General features: G+C 51.4%; 1 protein-coding gene. It reads right to left on the bottom strand.

Features of this window, described 5'->3' with window-relative positions:
- A partial coding sequence (hemC, locus tag ICN17_RS10320) for a hydroxymethylbilane synthase (protein ID WP_216237677.1) occupies nucleotides 1-484 on the bottom strand: 484 nt, incomplete at both ends.

Here is a 484-nt window from a genome sequence, read left to right as displayed (position 1 = left end):
GGCAAGAAGGCTCGAATACGACTCTCGAGTCCTAAGCGCTTTAAACCAGCCGCTGCCAAAATAATGGCTTGGTACTCGCCACGATCTAGCTTACCCATGCGGGTATCTAAATTACCGCGTAGGGGCTCAATCACTAGATGGGGAAAACGGGCTCGCAGTACCGACTCACGGCGCAGACTCGATGTCCCCACAATGGCACCAGCTGGAAGATCTTCTAAGCTGGCATAGTCATTCGAGACAAAGGCGTCTCTGGCATCTTCTCTAGCCATCACGCACGTTAAATCAAAACCGTCTGGCATGACCATCGGTACATCTTTGAGTGAATGGACTGCCAAATCTGCTCTGCCATCTTCTAAGGCCGTTTCGAGCTCTTTGACAAACAGACCCTTACCGCCCACTTTAGATAAGGCCTTATCCAAAATCTGATCCCCCCGGGTGGTCATCCCCAGAATCTGGACATCACAGCCCGGATAGAGCTTTTGCA

It is taken from the genome of Polynucleobacter sp. 73C-SIWE (assembly GCF_018882465.1).
GTDB lineage: Bacteria > Pseudomonadota > Gammaproteobacteria > Burkholderiales > Burkholderiaceae > Polynucleobacter.
The sequence above is the reverse complement of the archived record's forward strand: the minus strand, read 5'-3'. Positions and strand labels throughout refer to the sequence as shown.